General features: G+C 42.4%; 15 protein-coding genes. 4 read left to right on the top strand and 11 right to left on the bottom strand.

Translation table 11 applies throughout. The features are described from left to right. Positions 1-142: 142 nt before the first annotated feature. Positions 143-1,063 carry a sugar phosphate isomerase/epimerase family protein gene (locus AC1XUD_RS06050; RefSeq protein WP_483360070.1) on the top strand — a complete coding sequence of 307 codons (921 nt, stop codon included), beginning with the start codon at positions 143-145 and terminating at the stop codon, positions 1,061-1,063. A 100-nt stretch (positions 1,064-1,163) separates the two neighbouring features. On the opposite strand, the gene AC1XUD_RS06045 is transcribed toward AC1XUD_RS06050, so the two are convergent. From AC1XUD_RS06045 to AC1XUD_RS06035, 3 genes are all read right to left on the bottom strand, one after another. Continuing rightward, positions 1,164-3,512 carry an ABC transporter permease gene (locus AC1XUD_RS06045; RefSeq protein ID WP_483360069.1) on the bottom strand — a complete coding sequence of 783 codons (2,349 nt, stop codon included), beginning with the start codon at positions 3,510-3,512 and terminating at the stop codon, positions 1,164-1,166. Between the two features lie 244 nt (positions 3,513-3,756). Next, positions 3,757-4,749 carry an alpha/beta fold hydrolase gene (locus AC1XUD_RS06040; protein WP_483360068.1) on the bottom strand — a complete coding sequence of 331 codons (993 nt, stop codon included), beginning with the start codon at positions 4,747-4,749 and terminating at the stop codon, positions 3,757-3,759. Between the two features lie 74 nt (positions 4,750-4,823). Beyond that, positions 4,824-5,987: an MFS transporter gene (locus tag AC1XUD_RS06035; RefSeq protein WP_483360067.1), complete on the bottom strand. Its 1,164-nt coding sequence runs from the start codon at positions 5,985-5,987 to the stop codon at positions 4,824-4,826. Between the two features lie 419 nt (positions 5,988-6,406). Here AC1XUD_RS06035 and AC1XUD_RS06030 point away from each other — a divergent pair, with 419 nt between their 5' ends. Together AC1XUD_RS06030 and AC1XUD_RS06025 are read left to right on the top strand one after the other, a co-directional pair. Then, positions 6,407-7,930 (top strand): serine hydrolase domain-containing protein, encoded by a 1,524-nt coding sequence (locus AC1XUD_RS06030; protein WP_483360066.1) that lies wholly within the window; start codon positions 6,407-6,409, stop codon positions 7,928-7,930. Between the two features lie 313 nt (positions 7,931-8,243). Continuing rightward, complete coding sequence (locus AC1XUD_RS06025) at positions 8,244-8,882, top strand: DUF6134 family protein (protein ID WP_483360065.1); 639 nt, start codon at positions 8,244-8,246, stop codon at positions 8,880-8,882. A 69-nt stretch (positions 8,883-8,951) separates the two neighbouring features. Here the strand turns inward: AC1XUD_RS06025 and AC1XUD_RS06020 are convergent, their stop codons facing one another. The 7 genes from AC1XUD_RS06020 to AC1XUD_RS05990 form a co-directional block, all read right to left on the bottom strand. After that, the gene (locus AC1XUD_RS06020) at positions 8,952-10,067 is read right to left on the bottom strand and encodes an efflux RND transporter periplasmic adaptor subunit (protein ID WP_483360064.1); all 1,116 of its coding nucleotides are present in this window, start codon (positions 10,065-10,067) and stop codon (positions 8,952-8,954) included. A gap of 62 nt (positions 10,068-10,129) precedes the next feature. Then, positions 10,130-13,396 (bottom strand): efflux RND transporter permease subunit, encoded by a 3,267-nt coding sequence (locus tag AC1XUD_RS06015; protein WP_483360063.1) that lies wholly within the window; start codon positions 13,394-13,396, stop codon positions 10,130-10,132. A 55-nt stretch (positions 13,397-13,451) separates the two neighbouring features. Further along, complete coding sequence (locus AC1XUD_RS06010; protein WP_483360062.1) at positions 13,452-14,831, bottom strand: TolC family protein; 1,380 nt, start codon at positions 14,829-14,831, stop codon at positions 13,452-13,454. A gap of 160 nt (positions 14,832-14,991) precedes the next feature. Next, entirely contained in the window at positions 14,992-15,903 is a 912-nt protein-coding gene (locus AC1XUD_RS06005) for a helix-turn-helix domain-containing protein (RefSeq protein WP_483360061.1), read from the bottom strand. A gap of 289 nt (positions 15,904-16,192) precedes the next feature. Then, a complete protein-coding gene (locus tag AC1XUD_RS06000; protein ID WP_483360060.1) occupies positions 16,193-16,609 on the bottom strand; it encodes a hypothetical protein in 417 nt (138 codons plus the stop codon). A gap of 283 nt (positions 16,610-16,892) precedes the next feature. Next, the gene (locus AC1XUD_RS05995; protein ID WP_483360059.1) at positions 16,893-17,783 is read right to left on the bottom strand and encodes a bestrophin family protein; all 891 of its coding nucleotides are present in this window, start codon (positions 17,781-17,783) and stop codon (positions 16,893-16,895) included. Then, positions 17,776-18,366, bottom strand: a complete 591-nt coding sequence (locus AC1XUD_RS05990) for a 3'-5' exonuclease (protein WP_483360058.1) — start codon at positions 18,364-18,366, stop codon at positions 17,776-17,778. Before AC1XUD_RS05990 ends, AC1XUD_RS05995 begins: the two co-directional genes overlap by 8 nt. Before the next feature lie 124 nt (positions 18,367-18,490). Here AC1XUD_RS05990 and nspC point away from each other — a divergent pair, with 124 nt between their 5' ends. Then, entirely contained in the window at positions 18,491-19,648 is a 1,158-nt protein-coding gene (gene nspC / locus AC1XUD_RS05985) for a carboxynorspermidine decarboxylase (protein ID WP_483360057.1), read from the top strand. A 93-nt stretch (positions 19,649-19,741) separates the two neighbouring features. Here nspC and AC1XUD_RS05980 read toward each other — a convergent pair whose 3' ends face one another. Continuing rightward, on the bottom strand, positions 19,742-20,704 hold the full coding sequence (locus tag AC1XUD_RS05980; RefSeq protein WP_483360056.1) for a PIG-L deacetylase family protein: 963 nt from the start codon (positions 20,702-20,704) through the stop codon (positions 19,742-19,744). Between the last annotated feature and the right edge of the window lie 163 nt (positions 20,705-20,867).

The following is a 20,867-nucleotide window of genomic DNA, read 5'->3' as shown; positions in this document are numbered from 1 at the left end:
ATTTTAGGACAGATGGTAACGCGGTTTGATAAACCAAGGCAAAAACTTGATGAAATTTTTAAAGGCAGTCAGGTATTTACTATTTTCACAGCTTAGTGGTGACTTTCCGCTCTTCCAATTTACCTTTTTTTAATTTTTGTTTATGCTTAAACTTGGATTTGTAAGTGCTATTTTAGCTGATTTCAGCTTCGAACACATGGTTGAATTTGCTGGTAACCATGGCTTCTCCTGTGTGGAGGTAATGTGCTGGCCCAAGGACAATGCTGATAATCGACGATATGCCGGAGTGACTCACATCGATGTGAATGACCTTTCTGATGCACGTTGCAGACAAATCAAGAATTCATTATCGGAGGCTGGAATTTTTATTTCCGCGTTGGGTTATTATCCAAATCCGTTAGACCCTGCGCCGGGAAGAACCGAATTTTACCTCGAACATATCAAACAGGTTATCCGAGCTGCCGCCAAACTTCGGATTCCGGTCGTCAATACATTTATTGGTCGCGATCCGGCAAAATCGATCAAGGATAATTTGAAAACGTTTGCTGATGTTTGGCCGGCTGTTGTGAAAGTGGCGGAAGAGAATAATGTAAAGCTCGCGATTGAGAACTGTCCGATGTTTTTTACAGATGACGAATGGCCGGGAGGCAAAAATCTGGCGATCAGTCCTGCTGTTTGGGATCGTATGTTTGAGATTATACCTAGTCCGATTTTTGGGCTAAACTACGACCCGTCGCATATGATATGGCAGATGATGGACGAAGTGAAGCCGATTTACAACTACTCTGACCGGATCCATCATATTCATTTGAAGGATGTGAAAGTGTACCGCGACAAACTCGACAGGGTAGGGATTATGGCAAATCCGCTCGAATATCACTCTCCAAAATTACCAGGATTGGGCGATGTCAATTGGCGTGGATTCTTTGCTGCATTGACGGATGTTCGTTATCGTGGACCTGTTGTGATTGAAGTAGAGGACAAAGCTTTTGAGGGGCATATCAACGACGTTACAGCGGCAATTTTGGCGAGCCGTAATTATCTTAGGCAGTTCGTGATATAGGTTTTTTCACCATTTGGGATTTTAGAAAGGTTAAGATCACTCTTCTCAATGGTTCTAAAATCCTCAATGGTGAAAATATAAATACCTATAAATAAAGTAGTTACTCCGTTTGCAAACTCTTTACAGGATTCAGAAGTGCCGCTTTGATGCTTTGAAAACTAACTGTGAAGAGTGCAATTGCCAAAGCCAAGACACCTGCGATGGCAAATATTTCCCAGGTGATATCGATATGGTAAATGAAATCTTCAAGCCATTTGTCCATTATATACCATGACAGAGGCGTCGCCAAAACGATTGATATAATAACAAGTTTTACGAAATCCTTCGATAGCAAAGCCACTACGCTCGCAACATTGGCTCCCAACACTTTCCTGATGCCAATTTCCTTTGTTCGCTGCTCGGCAGTAAAAGCAGCCAAACCAAGCAGTCCGAGGCAGGAGATAATGATAGCAAGAAATCCAAAGTATTGTATCAATGTGTTTACGATCATTTCTGACCGGTACATACGCTCATAATCTTCATCCAGAAAATGGTAGGTGAAAGGGTAATTCGGGTTAAAGTCTTTCGCGATCTTTTCGACCTGTTTCAGAGCTCGTTGTGTCTGTCCAGGTCGGGTTCTGATCATCATGAATTCTGTATTCAGGCCTTTGAAATTGACTAAAATTAACGGTCTGATTGCCTCATGGAAGCTGTTGAGGTGAAAATCTTTCATCAAACCTATAATGTTGCCTTTTCCCGTCCAAAATTTCACCTGCTTACCAACCGGATCTTTCATCTTCATCATTTTGGCAGCTGCCTCGTTGATGATATAGTTGGCAGTATCGGCTGCAAAATCCTTTGAGAAATCACGGCCCGATAATATTTTAATATTCATGGTTTTGGCGAAATCATATCCTACAGTGCTGACTGCGACCGAATTGTCAGCGTTCATGTCGCGACCAGTCCAATCCAGATCGCCCGATGTACTGCTAATATTAGTTGGTAATGATCCAGCCGTCGTGGCAGACAAAACAGTCGAAGAATTGATGATCTGCTGGCGAAATTCCTCCAGTTTGTCGTTCAAACTTCCCTCCAGTGGAATGTAAATAACATTTTCGCGTTCCAGTCCCAATTTAGTATTCTGAATGTAATTCATTTGCCGTCCTATAACCAGCATCCCCACGATCAGGAAAATGGACAGCCCGAACTGAAATACCACCAGCCCTTTTCTTAGATAGGCGCTGGAGTTATTAAATGTAAGTTTTCCTTTCAGAATCCGGATCGGTTGCAAACCTGATAAAAACAGAGCAGGATAGCTTCCTGCAATGATGCCTGTTACGCAGATCAGACCAAGAAACGAAAGCCACTGGATTGGATCTCCCGTTAGGGTTATATCTTTTTCAACAATTGCATTGAATGCCGGAAGCAATGTCATTACAAAAATGAGTGCCAATACTGCGGCCAAGCTGCTCACGATAAGCGACTCACCCAGAAATTGGATCACCAGGTATTTACGTTCCGCTCCAACCACTTTTCTTACGCCTACTTCTTTCGCTCTTTTGACCGACCGGGCAGTGGCAAGATTCATGAAATTGACGCATGCAATCAGTAGGATAAAAATGGCGACGATAGAAAAAATTCGTACATATTCGATTCTTCCGCCCGAGGGTTTCAGGTTTTCAAAATCTCCGTGGAGATATAAATCGGTCAATGGTTGCAAAAGTGGAAAACTGATCAGGTCTTTCGGAGCATTCTTTTTGATCACTTGCCTCATAATTGATTCTGCATGAGCTGCATTAGCGGTCGGCTGTAATCTCACATATGTTTTGAAGCTGGAATTCCCCCACCATTTCATCCAATCCTGCTCCTGAACTTTGAAGTTTACAATCCAGTCAAAACGTTCAGAGGCGTTCAAAGGAATGTCCTGAAAAACGGCGCTTACCGTGAAATCCTTTGCATTATCCAGTTTGATCGTCTTTCCGATCGCTGAGTTATTTCCGAAATATTTGTCAGCCAGCTTTTTGGAAATAGCGATTGAACCTGGTTCCTTAATCGCATTGGTTGCATTTCCTTCTAAAAATGGGGTAGGAAAAACCTTGAAAAAATCCGATGAGGCGTAAATTCCATCCTCTTTGATTGATTTTTCGCCGACTTTGACAAGCAGGTTTCGGGTCCAAGTTACCTTCGTTATGGCGTCTACTTCTGGAACTTCTTTTTCGATTGCGTCCGCCCAGGGACTTGGTGTAGGGGCTCCAACATTTTTCTGACCATGCCAATCCGAGGCGGAGTGCACATAATATATGTTTTCGACCTTAGGATAGAATCTGTTGAAAGAAATTTCATCCTTCACCCACATTCCGATAAGTAAACTGCATGACATGCCGAGGGCAAGTCCGAAAATATTGATAAAGGAAAAGAGCTTGTTTTTGAGCAAACTGCGTATGGCAATTTTGAAGTAGTTTTTCAGCATGGGGATGATGGTTGAAAAGAGAGACCAATAGCTCAGGCCAATAATACAAACTTTATGCCATCAACCTTTTACGATATAGGATATTGAATATCAGTCTTTTATGTCGATATAGCTCGATAAGTCTGTCCGATTCCGAACAAATGAAATTGATATTGAACACCGAAAGGGAATAGGTCGGATTTTTTGTTTGATAAGCTTTCCAGGCATATGAATTTGTTTATCAAATCAGTCTCAGGCGCTATTTTTAGAGAAAAGTCTTCAGTGGTTTAAAAAATCTATCAAAGTCTTCTATATGAGGTAGATGCCCTATATTGTCGAGTTCGACGAGTTGACTGTTTTTGATTTTGCTTTTCGTTATTCTGCCTAGTTCAGGATAGTTACCCAGTGTTTTTCGGACGTCTTCTGGTGCAAGACTTTTGCCGACCGCACTTCTGTCACGCTGGCCAATGATAAGCAGGGTCGGCACAGCGATGTGTTCAAATTCATAACATACTGGTTGAGTATAAATCATATCGTATGTCAGAGCAGAGTTCCAGGCAATGATCGGATAATCTTTGTTAAGCGTCCATCCCGCGAGAACGTTAACCCATTTGGCATATTCTGGCTTCCATTTATTGTCATAGTAGCTCGCTAACTGATAGTTCTTGATGGAATTATAGTCGGCTTTCGCTTCGGTAGTATACCACTTGTCAATAGTTTGAAACGGAACTTTGAGTTTGTAATCCTCCAGTCCAATCGGGTTTTCAAGGATCAGCTTGGATACCAATGGCGGGTACATTAAAGAGAAACGAGTTGCCACCATACCACCCATCGAATGTCCCAGCACGATTACTGATTTGATATTCAGATGGTCGAGGATCAGCCTGGTATTCTGCGCCAACTGATGAAATGAATATTGGTAGCTTCTTGGCTTAGAAGATTTTCCAAAACCAATCTGATCTGGAATGATGATCCGATATCCCAGTTTGGATAGCTCTTTAGCAGTCTGATCCCAGTAGGCACCGTTGAAATTCTTTCCATGCAGTAACATAATTACCTTATCATTCGGTACCGCGGGAGCAATATCCATATAAGCCATTTGTAGCTTTTGTCCCTGGGTACTCAAGTCAAGGAATTTAACTGGAAATGGATATGGATAATTTTCAAGATTAATATCGAGATTCCTTAGCGAATCCTTTTGAGAGTACGCCAAAGAACTGGTGAAAAGGATTGCGAAAAATAATGCGAGATGTTTCATTGACGATATCGGATAACAAAAAAAGGATAGCCATTCAGACTATCCTTTTCAAAAATTTCATGCCTAAGAGCTCTTTATTGGATCAGGCGAGCTTTCGATGAAAGAACTGCTGTGAGTGAAGCAAGGATTCCCACTATTCCGAAAGACCATTGCAGGTTAGCAAACTGGGCTACGATACCGATCAAAGGCGGTCCTATCAGGAACCCTATGAAGCTGATCGAGGAAACGGCTGCCAGTGCCATACCTGCCGACATGCTTGTGGCGCGTCCTGCTGCGCTATATACTAATGGCACGACCGAAGAAACTCCGAAACCTACCAACATAAAACCTATTGTGGCTGTGATGACATTTGGGAAAAAAACCGCGATCGCCAGACCTGTCGCCATGGCAACACCACTGATCTGAAGCATTTTTCTTCTCCCAATTCGGTTGGCCAGCCAGTCACCCGTGAAACGTCCGCCGGTCATGGTGGCCATAAATGCTACGTAGCCAAGTGTCGTCATATTGGACGCTACGTGAACCACTTCCTGGAAATAAACGCCGCTCCAGTCAAACATTGCACCTTCGCACACCATTGAACAGAAACCGATCAAACCCAGCATCAACAGATCGCGGTCAGGTTTCACAAACATGGGTTGCGCTTCCTCTTCTTTCTTATTGCTGTCTGGCATCGTGTGACGGTTAGCCATGATAATTACTGCCAATGCTGCTATTGCGATAAAGATGAAGTGAACGTGCGGAGGGATATGAATCGATATAAACAACGAACCGATCATTGCACTTACAAACCCTGCCAAACTCCACAAACCGTGAAACGATGCCATGATAGATTTGCCATATACCTGCTCAACCGCAACTGCCTGAGTATTAACGGCAATATTGGTAAGATTACCCCAAAGACCAAAGGCGAAAAGAACAATTACCAATTGTTCGGTTCTTGTTACAAATCCGATACATGTCAGCGTAATAGCATATAGTATGGCACCGATCATAACCATCTTGCGACTTCCATAGTTGGTTACCATCCATCCTGATATCGGCAAACTTGCCATCAGACCGATTGGAAGCGCCAATAAAACAGTTCCAAGACCCCCTTCGGTAAGATGAAGCATGTTTTTAATATCCGGAATCCGACTGGCCCATGCTGCAAAGCTTAAGCCCTGAACGAAGAAAAATGCAGCAACAGCGATTCGGAGGAATTTTCTGGACTGCGAAGGAGCTAAAATTGAATAATTCATAGGAGTGAATTTAAGTTTTTCAAAATTTCCTGAGGGTACATCCCCAAGTAGTATATATGAATATTTTTATAAATTGTTTTTCTAACCAAATAGAGAGTTTTGTACTCTTTTGTTGTTAAACTCCCTTCAATGCAAAATTAACGCATTTATCTCGCAATTAATTTCATTTTGTTGTACTTTTTAAATAATATTAAAATGTACTTGTTGTACAAAACAAAGAAATTAGAATTTTTCTCTGAATAGTATCAAAAAGAGACGAGTTTTTTTGAAGAATATCGGCGGTATGGACGAATGGAAGCGGAGTTTGAGGCCAAAAACATTAAAAGTATTATTGTTTGGAGAGTGCTTGTCGGAGTTCAGGCTCCTTATTTCCAATTTTTGTATATATTGATGAATCAAAATAAATAGTCTCACTCTCTATGAAGAATTCTTTAGCGCTTTTCTTAATGCTTATTCCACTGGCCGTTTTCGGTCAGCGGAAACAGTCAACACCCAACACGACTTCCGACCGGGTTGAAAAGGCGAAATTGGCACTTCCCGTTATTGAAAAGATGTACAAGGATTACGCCGAGAAAAATCATTTTCCAGGAGTTTCATTTGGAATCATTGTAGATGGAGAACTGGTTGCTGCGGGAGGGTACGGGTATTCCGACCTTGGAAATAAAACCGAAGCCTCAGCTCAAAGTCTGTTCAGGATAGCGTCGATGTCTAAAAGCGTGACGGCGATGGGGATATTGGCGTTGAGAAATGAGGGGAAATTAAAACTGGACGATCCACTTTATCTTTATATCAAAGAAGCAAAAAATATCAAGGGTTTGACAACTGATGCGCCGCCGATCACAATCCGCCATTTGATGACCCATATGGCGGGATTTCCGGAAGACAATCCCTGGGGCGATCGACAGCTGGATAGCCACGACGACGAGTTGCTGGCGCTTATCAAAAATGGAATATCGTTTTCGAATGTGCCAGGTACGACTTACGAATATAGCAATCTCGGTTTTGCAATTTTGGGTCGGATCATTACTCAGCTTTCAGGTAAACCCTACCAGGAATATATCAACGAAAAGATATTCAGGCCATTAGGCATGAACAATACGATATGGGAATACACAAAGGCCCCCGCAAACTTGCTTGCTCATGGATACCGCTTTGAGGATAATATATGGAAGGAAGAAGAGCTCTTGCACGATGGAACCTACGGTGCGATGGGCGGGCTGATTACTTCAGTTGAAGATTTCAGCAAGTATATGGCGTTTCATATGTCGGTTTGGCCGGCTAATTCTCTCCCCGAATCAGGTCCCGTTAAACGTTCTGATGTTCGTGAAATGCAACAGCCCTGGAATTTTAACAATATGAACCTCAATTACAAGTATCCTGACGGAAGGATTTGTCCGACGGTTTCCGCATATGGATATGGATTGCGTTGGAGTAAGGATTGTGAGAACCGTGTTTCTATTGGGCACACCGGCGGCCTTCCCGGTTTTGGAAGCCAGTGGCAAATATTTCCCGAATACGGGATTGCTATCGTCGGCCTGGCTAACCGGACTTACGCGGGGATGGCAGCAGTCAACAATATGGTTTTGGATTCTTTGATTTCAATGGCCGGTTTTGAACCTAAACCGGTGGTCGTGTCGGATATACTAAACAAACGCAAAAACGAGATCGTTAAACTTCTGCCCGCCTGGGCAAATGCGGAACGCAGCGGAATCTTTGCTGAAAATTTCTTTCCTGATAAATCCGTAGATCATCGTAAAAAAGAATCGGACGTATTTTTTTCCAAAATTGGAGAAATAGTAAGTGTGGGTGAAATGAAGGCCGAGAATCAACTTCGTGGCGTTTTTAATGTCAATGGGAAAAATGGAAGCTTGCAAGTGTATTTTACATTATCACCCGAGAATCCTGCTTTGATTCAATACCTTGATTTCGATTCCGTTAAATAATATGTATCTTCCAAATTGCGTAAATTTTGCGTGGGGCAACCTTTCTTTGAATTTGAGTGTCACCCAGACGTTAACCGAATTTACCAACGACTTGCTAAGAAGGCTTGTAAGGGTTGAAAAGACTTCTTAATGGTTTAAAGTGAGGTCGTTCCGCAACTACGTAGTTAAGAATAGGTAAGCTCTCACGTTGAGGCAACGACTCGGATGGTAAAATATTAACCATTGAGTCTTTGTAGAGTATCAAGTCGGTTAGTGGAACAATAATTGTAACATGTAGTTAATATAGTGTAAGTATTATCAAAAGCAGTTGTTTATGAAATTGATGCACGGTAAGAAATGGGTATTTGCGGCAATGTGCTCGATGGTTTTGTGTTTAGGATCAGCCAATTCTCAAACTCAGACCGATGTATACAAGGTTAGTATTGCGGGTAAAACTGTTGGATCTTTACGCGTTTTTAAGAATCTTTCCCCGTCTGCCGATCGTGACTCAAGGGTTCAAAAAGTTGAGTCTGATTTTAAGTTTCTTTTCCGATCCGGTAAATTCAGCAGCCAAAGCTTTTTTGAGAATGGTCACCTCGTCAATTCCCTTTCCTCACATCATGTGAATGGAGATCTGAAAGAGCAAACAAGGACGCTGATTAAACCAGGGCATATTTATGAGGTATTTTTCTCTGAGGAAAAAAACAGTGTGGTAAAGACAAAAAAAGTATCATTTCCCATTAATAATACGCTCACAAGTCTTTTTTATGGCGAACCTGTGGATGTGAAAGAGGTATATTCTGAACGATTCGGCCAGATGTGCAGTGTCCGGAAAATGACCTCTAAGGAATACCAGGTTACTTTGCCGGACGGAAAGCGAAATAGTTATTTTTATACGAGCGGTCGTTGCACTGAAGTCGAAACCGAACTTGCAGGACTAAAGCTCAGGATTACTTTGAATGATAAGAATTAAGCTGATTTTTGTTGGTTTAAACGCAGAGTCATCAGAGTTTGACGCTGAGTTGCGCTGAGTTTTATTTGATCAACTTTCTGCTTTTACGTGAATAGGGGAGCCGTTACGGATTTCCTCAGCTGCAGATTTTACGATGATATCTCCTTCTTTCATCTCGCCGTAAATCTCTGTAACCTCGCCGTTTGACCTACCCATTGTTACTGGTACCCACTCCGCTTTCTTATCCGTTACCCGGATGATATAAATGCCCCTGGTAGTGTTAAGGATCGCGGAATTAGGCACGGCGATTAACTCTTTCCCACTTGAAAGCGCCACAGATACTTCTGCAACCATTCCTGGAAGCAGTTTCTTGTCACCGTTAATCACATCCATTTCCGTTCTCTGAGAGCGCAATCTTGTATCCAAAGCACCGGCCATGCGGGTGATCTTAGCGTCGAATTTTTGATCCGGGTATGATTTAACCTGAAATTGAACGCGACTTTGGTTTTTAAGATAGCCGGTATATGCTTCTGGTACACTCACTACAAGACGCAGCTTCTTCTGCATAACCAACGTAAATAATGGGAATTCAGAACCTTTGCCCGAGGGACCGACATATGCTCCAGTACTCACATTACGAGTTGATATAGTACCGGTGAACGGAGCTCTAACTTCCAGATAATTTCTGTTATCAACGATTTCCTTTCGCGCCGATTTGGCAGCTTCCAAAAGCGAGAGGTCAGATTGTTGTTTGGCAAAGGCAATATCTACATCATTTTGAGATACCGTTCCTGGCGTCTTGCTGGTCTCTAACAAACGATCATAATTAGCCTTACTTGCAAGATATACCGCTTCCTGCGACTTCACTCTTGATTCTGTTCCAGACAGTTGGGCGTTGAGCTCAGGTGCTTCCAGACTTGCCAGAAGTTGGCCTTCTGATACTTCGTCTCCTATCTCAACATATAATTTCTTGACAAAACTATTGACCTTCGCATATAAGTCAACTTGTTGAAACGCAATGAGTTCACCCGGAATCTTCAAGTCTGATGACAACTGTCCTTTTTTGATAACAACTGTTTCATACTCAGGCGCCCTGGCTTCAGTTTTCTGACTTTCTTCTTCGGCTTTGGTGGAATCGCAGCTTTGGAAGGATGCCAGCATCGTGAACGCTAAACCCGCATATCCCACTTTTTTTATGATTTTCATCTCAATATGTTTGATAGATGTTCTTTTTTATCTTTTATCGTCTCGTAATCAGAGTCTTATTGTTATGCTTGATCGCCAGTATTAACATAAAATTTGCTGTCCTTATCTTCCGGATCCAGTGAAACGCTCTGCGTTGTGGCTTTGCCCTGTCCCCAAGCAAACACGAGAGGAAGAATAAATAGTGCCGCAAAAGTGGAAGCAATCAATCCGCCAATAACGGCTCTACCCAAAGGTGATGACTGGTCACCCGCTTCTCCCAGACCACTTGCCATCGGTATCATACCCACAACCATCGCAACAGCCGTCATAACGATTGGACGAAGGCGCAAGGCAGCAGATTCTCTCGCTGAAAATGTTGCGTTTCCATTTACCATCCGCAATTGTTCAGCATTGGTAATCAGCAATACCGCATTCGATATCGATACACCGACCGACATAATGATACCCATATAAGACTGCAGGTTAAGAGTCGAACCCGTCATCATTAGTAGGGCGAGGGACCCCAATATTACGGCAGGAACTGTTGTCAAAACAATTGCTGATACTTTGAACGACTGGAAGTTTGCCGCCAGCATCAGGAATATCACTACGATGGCTACTATCAAACCATTTTGAAGACTGGCTAACGTATCAGTCAGCGTCTCACTCAAACCGATCAGATCCACACTTAATCCACGGGGAAGTTCACCCAAGGAAGCTATAGCCGCTTTCACGTCTTTTTGCGCGACCCCGAGATCCATATCATTCAGATTTGCAGTAACAGTGAGGATCGGCAAGGGCCCAAGGTTGTCGTTTTCTCCATAAGTTGTATCAGGGGTGATCGTGGCGACATCGCGTAACACTGGGCGAGCGGAATTTTTGAGTAGAGAAATTTCGCCCATATCATCAATGCTACTCATCTTATTTTCAGGAACTTGCACCTGAACGGCGTAACTGTTTCCCGCCTTTTCGTCAACCCAGATATTCTTATCGGTATATCTGGAAGAAGATGTGGAAGCAATCAGTGATCTTGAAATATCCGTCATGTCAACTCCCAATTGAGCCGCACGAGTTCTGTCAACTTCAATATTGATAGCCGGATATTTATTGGATTGTCCCAATTGAACATCTCTTAAATATGATATATCCTTCAGCTTGGAGATCAATTTTTGGGCATATTCCTCATTCAACTTTTTGCTACGTCCCGTCATCCGAACCTCGATAGGGGTAGGAGATCCCTGACTTAATATCTTGTCAGTCAGTTCAATAGGTTCAAAAGAGAGTTTTAGTTCCGGCATATCCGAATATATCTCATGACGGAGTTTTTCCTTCAATGCGTCCATATCCGTGTGAAACCCTTCTTTCAACGCCACCTGAACAACGGCCTCCTGAGGCCCCGCCATCCAAAGGTATATCGGGCTGGTTGAAAACAAACCGGGGTGTTGACCAACGTAAGCAGAAGTAACTAACACATTTTCAGGCCCGACGATTTTTTTAATGACATCAATCGTCCTCAACGTTTTAACTTCGGTAATCTCAATCCGGGTACCTTCGCTGGCGCGTAAACGCACTTGAAACTGGCTGCCGTTTACTTTTGGTAAAACGTCTTTTCCAATCCGATCCAATAAGAATCCCGACAGTAAGCAGGTCGCTAAAAGATATACAATTACAATGGGCTTGCGGAAAGGCAAAGCACGATCAATAAAACGAAGAAACCTTGCCCTGATTCGCTCGAACATGCTTTTCTTACCTTCCAATCCGTGATCTGCTCTTTCAGCCAATGCAATTTTTTGCTGTGCACTGTTTTTGCTCAAACCAGACGCCGCAAACTCTTCTGCGTCTGTCATTTCAGTTCCATCTGCCTTTTTATGATGCTTTACTTTCATCAACCAATTGGCCATTACAGGTACGAAAGTCTGGGCAAGGAAGTATGAAACCACCATGCTAAAACCAATAGATAGCGCGAGTGGAAGGAAAAGTGAACCCGGTATACCCGACATTGTAAAAGCCGGAGCAAACACCGCCAGGATACAGAAAAGAATCAAAAGCTTTGGAAACGCGATCTCCTGACAGGCATCCCAAATGGCCAGCGCTTTGGGTTTTCCCATATCAAAGTGTTGGTGAATATTTTCAATTGTCACCGTACTTTCATCGACGAGAATACCAATTGCAAGTGCTAATCCGCTCAATGTCATGATATTAATTGTTTGCCCGAAAAGATTCAGGAACAACACCCCGCATATAATCGAAGTAGGTATCGTCAGAATTACGATTAATGCGCCGCGTGGATCACCTAAGAATAAAAGCACCATCAGCCCCGTCAATATCGCCCCGATAGCACCTTCAGTTAAAAGGCTTTTTACAGAATTCATTACGTAGGTCGACTGGTCAAACTCGTAGCTGATATGCACATCTTCCGGCAGTGTACTCTGGATTTTTGGAATTGCTTTTTTTAGGTTTTGAACGACTTCCCATGTAGAAGCATCGGCACTTTTCGCAATACTCAGATACACAGATCTTTTCCCATTTACAATACCATAACCTACCGTCACGTCTGCGCCATCTTCGACAGTCGCCACGTCGCGCAGATAAACATTTTGAACACTTCCTTTAAACAGAGGTATATTCTCAAAATCCTTAACATTACGAACGGTCGTGTTGGTCGGAGTGATGTAGTTTTTCTCACCGATCCTAACGTTTCCCGAAGGCGCTGTCTGGTTATTTACCCGAATTGCTTCCACCAGCTGGTCGGCGGTCATATTATGTGAGCGCAACAATTCCGGATCAGCCTTGATCACGATAGTTCGCACGTTTCCGCCAAAAGGAGGTGCTGAAACAAGCCCCGGCACTGACGTAAATGTTGCTCTCACATAGACGTTGGCCATATCGAGAAGCTCATTGTTGGTCCTTTTCTCACTTGAGAGTACCAATTGCCCGACAGGCAAAGTTGATGCATCAAAACGGATTATAAACGGAGGGTTGGAGCCCGGCGGAAAAACGGCTTGGATCCTGTTTGCCACCGCAGAAAGTTCAGCCGCAGCCTGAGCCATATTGGTTCCGGGGTAGAAGCTGATTTTCATCAAGGTAAGCCCTTGCACGTTCTTGGTCTCAATCGTTTTGATCCCGTTTACGTAAAGCAGAATGTTGTTGTATTGCTTTCCAAAAAAAGTCTCCATCTGATTGGGAGTATATCCGCCGAAAGGGTGGGCGATATACATCACAGGCAGATCAAGTGTTGGAAAAATGTCCACTTTTATCTTTGTGACGGCGTTTATACCGAAAAAGAGCATCCCCGCTACGATCACCATGATGCTGATCGGTTTTCGTAGGGCAAAACGTATCAAATCCATTGTTTTAGAATATTGAGGTACTGGCAATGATGCCGGCAAAGACACAAATTGAATGCTATAAATTAAGGAACAGGCCAAAATCACCTTCGGCTGCTGCCTTAAGCAATAGCGCCTGCCATACATTGCTATAAGCGATATCCCGATCTGTCTCCGCCCTGTTTAATGCGTAAATCGCCTGAGTAATGTCGACAATGTTGCTCAGGCCATTTTTGTAAAGAACGTTCTTTTGCAGATACGCGTCGGAGGCTGCTTTTAACTGTGTTGGAGCCTCTTCATAGTTGACAAGGGCATTTTTTATCTTGTTATCTGCCATCGCTGACTGGTTTTCCAATTCGCGGTTCAGCATTTCGTATTCATTTTGAAGGGCATTTGAAATAAATTTCTGAGCTGCAACTTGCTGTCTCACACGTAGTACAGAGGTCATGTTCCAAACCATTCCAACGCCGAGTAAGTAGTTAGCTCTCACAGGGTTGATTCCCTTCAGATAGGAATGATTGTATGCCGTCTGATCCTGGGTATAGCCGTAACTAAATCCGGAGCCTCTTCCCTGAAATACGCCAAAAAGCGAAACAGTGGGGTAGGCCAGGGTCTGGAAATACTTCGCCTGTCCGTTACTGACCTCAATTCTTTGTTTGTAGTAATTGAGTATCGGATGTGTTATATCAGTTTGAGGAGATGCAAAGGCAGGTATATTCGAGATAAAGGTAGTGTCCAGTTGAAATTTCTGCGTTTGGATGCCCATCAAGGTCGCCAATTTAGTTTCTTGCTCCTGTTCAAAATCTTTTGCTCTGGTAAGTGCGATCCGGGCGTTGGAAACCTCTGCGCCAGCAAGCGAAGAGTCGACGCCTGGAATCAGTCCGTTTTTGGCTTTGGTCGCCACCACATTTTTTAAAGCTGTCGCACGCTCCAGATTCTTGGCCCATGAAGCTGTAAGTCTTTGAGCAGCAAGTAAATTCAGATATGCCCCAGCTACCTTTATTTTATGTTGGAACAATTCCTGATTCAAATCGGACTCGTCTCTTTTCACAACATTTTCTGCCGATTTGATTTTCTCTCTGGCTCTGCCAAAAGCAAAAACATCCCAGTTTACGTTTGTCAGATATAGTGCTCCAAACCCAGAGTTCCAATTTTGGTGAGAAAGAGGCAAACCGGAAGACGCAACAGATAAACCCATACCATAAAGAGGGCCATTCTGGCCGTTTACAGTTCCATAATCCTGTTGTATCTGAAAATTGAGATTCGGTAAATAATCCTTATGACTTTGACTGACAAGAGATTTGGAAGAATAGATTAAGTTTGATTTTGCTTTGATGGTGCCGTAGTTGGACAAGGCTGTCTCTATCGCATCCCGAAGTGGGAGTACCTGCGCGCTGACTTCACCGCCGAAGCAGGCCATCAGAGCCATAAGCAAACGAAGTTTACTATTAATAAGCATACCGGGTTATTTAACTATATATCTTGAATTATCGCTTTGACCAAAACAGATATGCCCAATGAGATAATTTTAAGGGTCGGTTAGGAAAGCAAAGGTAATTTTGGTTTGAAATCTAATCGTTATCGATTTCAAATATTTTAGTATAAAATTCAAACAATTGTCATTTCTTCGAAAGACGATAATATTTGGGCGTAACACCTAGCTGCTTTTTGAAAGTGTTATTAAAATAAGCCGAATACTCGAATCCGAGGCAATATGCAATTTCAGAAACACTCCAGTTAGAGAAGCGCAGCATCAACTTTGCCTGCGACAATATCCTCTCAAGAATATGTTCTGTTGTAGTTTTGCCGGTCGCTTCCTTTAATGCCCTATTCAAATGGTTCACATGAATTCCAAGTTGAGAAGCGTAATCCTTTGGTGTTTTTAATTGCAATTTGTGCTCCGGTGAATCAATTGGGAATTGTCTTTCCAACAGCTCCTTAAACAAATTAGAAATTCGGGCTGCACCATTTAAATTGCTCTCATAAGAATAACTCGGCTGCATTTTCATCGCTTCATGCGAAACGATGTTGACTAAGTTCCTGATCAGGTCATATTTATGCAAATATCCTGACTCCAGTTCCCTTTTCATTAAACCAAAGATATTGTGTAGATAACTCTGCTGTTCTTCATTAATAAAATACACAGGGATAGTATCCGGACGAATAATGGGACAGTCGACATTTTGCTTCGACCGCGTGATTCCATTTAAAAACTCATCGGTAAACAGACAAAAATAACCATCTTGCTCCGCCGAAAGAGACTGCCACGAATAGGGGACATTTTTATTGAAAAAGACCAATGCGTTTCTGTCGATATTGACGATCTGATTGGCGTAGAAAAGTTTTCCCGTACCTATAATTAGGGAAATTTTGTAGAAATCACGACTACTGTAAGAAGTATACTTGTTGCAAAAAACTCTGGAAAAGACATTGAAGTGACCTTGATCGTTGTGATTGTTTAAAGGATAGTTTAATCCTTTCGCGGCCGGGTGACTGCGGTAAAAATCAGCAATAGTCTCATTTGGTATCATGTTTTAAAATTATGAAATTCAAATATTGGATTGGTAATGTGTCCATTAAAATCTTCTTAAATTTCCCGGAGACTTTCAAATCTGATATTATTTCTTTGATAAACACCTGATTGGACTATTGCAATAAAGTCTCAAAATACATCGACTTATGATGTACCAAGCGTAAAAAGCACTTGATAAGGAACGTGCTTGAACTCTATTAGGTGGGTAATATGCACGGTCCGGCATAATAAGGCAAAAAAATAGCCCGATGAATTGCTCATCGGGCTATTTTCAAATTAGAAGCCTACTAGTCTACCTGATACGTGCTGGTGTCAGGCGCGTACTGGTTATTGGCCAATTCGGTATTTCGATATGACGGAGTAGTATGCGCTACCTTATAATTTGCAGGCGCGTTCAATGGATTAATATTTATCTTTTCCGGAGTATAAGTTTTAAATACCACAAGAGAACTCGCTCTCGGAGCATATTTTGGCGTATTACTTACGTATGAACGCTGCTGTCTTTTACTATAACGCTCAACAGTGCCAATAGACGCCACCGGAATAGTGATGCCATCCTTTTGTGCAGCCTTTGCTTTTGCTGCCTTGTTTGGATGTTTGTAGTTATGTGTCGAGATTCCCGGGTCAACATTTTGAGCGAAAGCCGGCTGAAATAATGCACCGGCAACAAGGAAAGTGGCAATGATATATGATAGCTTTTTCATGATATTGTACAATTAAACTTTGGTTTGTTCGTCACGTTATACGTGATACAGTACAATAAGAAGAAAATTCGGGAGATGTCCAACATTGACGAATTACCAATAAAATCGTGTTTTTCGAAAAATATGGTTGCTTTTGGGCCTGTTTTTTATCAAAAGCTTAAAAAAAATGCAAAAGTGAATGTCTTCCACGCGGCAATTTGCGATGAAAAATGATTTTTATCAGAATTTACGTTCAATCGGCGGTCGACGAAAAAAAATAATTTTTTTGATGAGCGGTTCAATTTTAGGCCGATATCTTGAAAAGATCTCTCGAAGAGGCGCGAATTGTGTTGCAAAGTCGCGTCAAGGGCAAATCGTTACTGTCTTCGCCAAATGGTTCCTCGATTTCTTCTGCAATTACCTCAAGACTTGCAAGGATATAGAACACGAACATCACGAATGGCACTACCAGAAAATGAAGACTAAAAACATATCCAAATGGTAGCGTAAGGCAGTATATGAAGATAAACTTTTTAATAAAAGAACTATAAGAAAGTGGTATTGGTGTGTTTTTGATCCTTTCGCATGCTCCGCAAATATCCGTTAACGATTCCAACTGGGTATTGAGTACGATCAAGTGTTCGGGTAGAAGTGCTCCTTTCCTTTGCAACTCTACTGCTTTTGAGAACAAAGCATGTGCTAGTTGATTAGGAACGTGCTGCGACGGGTCGATATGGGATTGATTGAAAAGGACACACTCCTCGAAGTCCTCTGGCACATATCGGCCTCTCAAATGATTTTTGAGCGAAAATGCATAATTGCCGATGACTTTTTGGAAGAAAATACGTTCCTCAGTCCATTCAGGGCCAAGTAGTGCACTTATTTTAAGAGACAGATTTCGGCTGGAATTCACCAATCCACCCCATTGTTTTCTTCCTTCCCACCAACGCTCGTAGGCTGTATTGGTTCGAAAGACCAAAAGCATTGAAATCACGAAACCCAAAAGGGAATGAACCAGTGATATATTTTTTATATCAGCATCCTCCGGCAAATGAAGCCACACAATAATAATATAAGCAACAATTGCTGAATACACTGCGAAGGTTGCGATGTGAGGCGCCAGCTTCCGCGCGGAATCCCCTTTTTGAAAATAGAAGATGTACCGGATCCATTCTTTTGGATTATAGTCAACCATTGTATTTTACTTTATCTATAAGTTTGAAGAATTCCTTAAAACAACGCGCCGTAAGTTGGGCATCTTCAAGTGCATTATGAGTTTCAGTCTCCCGCTCAAAACCGAAATATTTGGAAACAGAAGAAAGACTCAGCGAACGCGGAACTTCCTGACCGCTTTTTTCAAGAATTTGGAAGAAAAGATAGGAGACAGTGTGAAGATCGATCATTTTATTCGAAAAGCCCCATTTCATTTTCTCGCTGCGATATGCGTTACGCAAAAAGTCTATATCATTAATAACACTTTGTCCGCAGAGAATTACGCTGCTCAGGTTTGGCTTTCCTGCATTGAGCTTTTTGATCCATTTTTCCAACTCGGGAAGGACATCATATATCATAGGCGCATCTTCCAGATCGGCCAGCGAGAGCCCGTGAACTTCTTCGGATTTTACGGAAAAAGCCTCTTCGTTTTCAGGATATACATTTTGAAGGTAAGTGCCCAGCGAGCGCCAGTTGTCATCAAAAAGTTCAGCTCCTATCTGAATAATCTCATTCCAACCTGGCTCAGGCCCGGACATTTCAATATCTAAAACCAAAAAGGCCATACTATATGTTGTAAAAGGGAATTGTTAAAAACAGTGGGCTTTGGCTAGTCAAAAGCATACTTTTGCAAATAAAATAGAAAATAGATTTTATTGACCATTTATTATCAACAGAATTAACATCAAAATGTCGTTAGAATATTCGAAGATTCCTTCGCCTTGTTATATACTGGACGAAAAGTTGCTAAGAAATAACCTCGAACTGATAGATAGCGTGCAAAAAGCTGCGGGTTGCAAGATTATCCTTGCGCTTAAAGGGTTCTCCATGTTCAGTGCCTTTCCGATTGTAAAAGAGTATTTGCATGGGGCTACGGCAAGTTCATTGAACGAGATCAAGCTGATCAATGATTTTATGGACTATCAGGCACATACCTATATACCTGCATATCTGGATCATGAATTTGATGAAGTTTTACGACGAAGCAGTCACCTGACTTTCAATACATTAAGTCAGTGGGAGCGATTTAAAGAGCGGGTTCTTGAATATAAGTCACTTCATCCAGAGCAGGAGTTATCGTGCGGGATTCGGGTTAATCCCCAGTATTCGGAAGTGAGCACAGAAATGTATAACCCATGTGTACCAGGTTCTCGGTTAGGAGTTACAAGAGATAAGTTAGGCCCACACCTGCCGGAGGGTATTGATGGAATTCACTTTCATACCCTTTGTGAGAACGATTCTTACACGCTGGAACGCACTTTAGAGGCTTTGGAGTCCCGTTTTGGGGATCTGCTGCATGAAGCAAAATGGCTTAATATGGGGGGAGGACATCTCATGACGCGCGTTGGGTATGATACAGGAAAGCTAATTGAATTAGTAACCACGATCAGAAAAAAGTATGATCTGGAAGTGATTTTGGAGCCGGGCTCAGCAATCGCGTGGCGCACCGGAGACTTGGTTACGACTGTCTTGGATGTGATGGATAGTCAGGGAATAGAAGTAGCGGTGTTGGATACTTCGTTCGCAGCGCATATGCCAGACACCCTTGAGATGCCATATAAGCCCGTAATTCGCGATGCCCATCAGGAAGCCAATATTGGAAAATTTACATATCGGATGGGAGGCATGACCTGCCTTGCCGGCGACTTTATGGGTGATTATTCCTTTGATGAGCCGTTGAAAGTAGGGGATCAGATCGTTTTTGAAGATATGATCCACTATACCATGGTAAAAACGACAACATTTAACGGTGTTAATTTACCTTCCATTGGTATACGTAAAGTAAATGGAGATTTCAAATTAGTGAAGAGTTTTGGGTATGAATCTTTTAAGGACAGATTATCCTAGCGATTCAATATTTATCATCAGTAATAACCTAAAAGGGCCATCTCAGTCTGTCTGAAATGGCTCCTTTCGGTTTAATTCGGCTAAACAATTTCCTTAACGTATAATGGGGAAGAGTTTGCGGATTTCAGATTCATTGGGTTGCTTGCCGTATTCGCAAATTTCAAATACTTCAACTTGCTTCACTTTTTCTGCACGCTCTTTGCCGTACCATTTTTCCAACGAAGTTCTGATTTCAGGGTTCACTGAGTTTCGTTTCTCGGTGGCAGCGAGGAGCCATTTTTTGCGCTCGACTTTATCTTTCGGAACACTTTCCAATTCCTGGCTAGTCCATGGCAACCACTCATAAAACTGAGAAACATGTGCATCCAGACCGTCGACTTTTTTAGCAAGTATATCGGTAATATCGACAGCTATATCCGGACGGAATGGGTTAGGGCGTTGAAACCGATCTCTGAAATATAGAAAAACGGGGTTTTTGGTCAACGGAGGGACACTGCTAAGGATATTGGGCACGATAACCAGATATGCAGCATCCTGAACAACGACACCGGTATTCCGGTGATCGGGGTGGTAGTCGTTTGTTCTAGGGGCAATCACGATATCTGCGTTCCATTGCCGGATCAGCCGGATTACTTCCAATCTATTCTCAAGCGTCGGGATCAATTCTCCGTCGTGGTTTTCCAATATCTCATATTCAATACCCCAGCGGCGGGCCGCTTCTTTGGCCTCGAGATAACGCCTTCTCGCTAATTCTCCGCCTCCAATTGTTTGATGCCCCTTATCGCCGTTGGTGAGAGATACAAATTTAACTTTATGACCCATCTGCGCATACATATATGCGATCCCGCCTGCACCAAGGTCGCAATCGTCAGGATGGGCGCCAAACACGATGACTTTGATAGGATCGTCGTTCAAATAACTTTTCGCGATGACAGAAGTCGACGAAAAAAGGGAAAAAAGAACCAGAATTGCACTCAATCGAGTCGTGGAAGAGGGGAAATTACGTTTAGAAAATCGAGTGTCGGGCCGACCGGATTTGGTGGAAAAAATGCGCATGGTTCAAAAATTTAAGGTTCGGACTAATTGGATGTTAAATCTATGTTTTGGAATATATTAATGTGAATACAGCGATTCGGACAATAAAAGGGGTATACGTTAAATCAAAAGACAAAAGTTTATTTGGTTTACCATTATTGAAAGTACGAAAATGTACTTTTCC

This window comes from Dyadobacter sp. HNCC25DJ184, assembly GCF_056895215.1.
The sequence above is the reverse complement of the archived record's forward strand: the minus strand, read 5'-3'. Positions and strand labels throughout refer to the sequence as shown.